The organism is Amycolatopsis sp. lyj-84, from assembly GCF_046549075.1.
Lineage (GTDB): Bacteria > Actinomycetota > Actinomycetes > Mycobacteriales > Pseudonocardiaceae > Amycolatopsis.
In genome coordinates this window covers 1-854 of record NZ_JAJPWO010000038.1, presented here as the reverse complement: position 1 = coordinate 854, position 854 = coordinate 1, and the positions used below count along the sequence as shown (strand labels likewise).

Sequence of the window (854 nt, the reverse complement as noted above, 5' to 3'; positions counted from 1 at the left end):
TTTTCGGCAATGGGCTTAGAACGGTGGTGGTTCTTCGGTTGTCGGGCGGGGTTGGTGTAGTGGTGGTGGGGTGCTGTCGTGGCTCTGTCCGGTGGGGGTGGTGATGGTGAGGGTGCCGTCGGGTGCGAGGTGGTAGGTCCAGCCGGGTTCGTCTTTCAGGCGGTGATCGCGGCGGCAGAGGTCGATGAGGTCGGCGGCGTCGGTATGGCCGCCGTGCTCCCAGGGCACGGAGTGGTCGAGGTCGCAGGCTTGGGCGGGGCGGTGACAGCCGGGTCTTCGGCATTCGCGGTCCCGTACCCGGACGAACTCGCCCTGGCCTGCGGTGGGCCGGTATCGGTCCCGGCCGAGGTCGAGCACTTGCCCGGACAGTGGGTCGGTGATGATCCGCCGCAGCACCGTGTCCGCCCCGGTCGCGATCTCCCGGGCCAGCGCAGCCGGGAGATGGCCGTGTCCGGCCAGTTCCGCTGGATCGTCGTTCACTCCGAGGTAGGTGAACAGGTCCATGTAGAGGAATATCTCGGCGCGTTCGGTCTTGCCGCCCTGACCGCCGAGCAGGAGGTCGAGGGCGATGTCGGCGCGGAGTTGGTCGAGGGTGCGGGTCTCGTCGCCGGTCTTCAACGCCCTCGCTTCGCGGTCGATGCGGGTGTAGGCGGCGGTGACTTTTTCGACGGGGCCGTCTTCGACTTCGATCGACGCCACGCCTGTCTCGCCGTGGCGGACCGCTAACCGGCGGCCTTCACGATGCCGCTCGGTACGGTGAGCGGCGCCTTCGCGGTCGACTGTGAGTGCCGCGTGGCTCGCCGCTTTCCGGATCTGCCCGGAGTTCTTGTCCGGTAACCGGTCCTCCAGGAGGG

At 68.3% G+C, this 854-nt stretch carries 1 protein-coding gene; it reads right to left on the bottom strand.

The annotated features are described in order from the left end of the window. Nucleotides 1–15: 15 nt before the first annotated feature. On the bottom strand, nucleotides 16–854 hold an 839-nt coding region (locus tag ACLJRM_RS44220), incomplete at its 5' end, for an HNH endonuclease signature motif containing protein (RefSeq protein ID WP_410666451.1).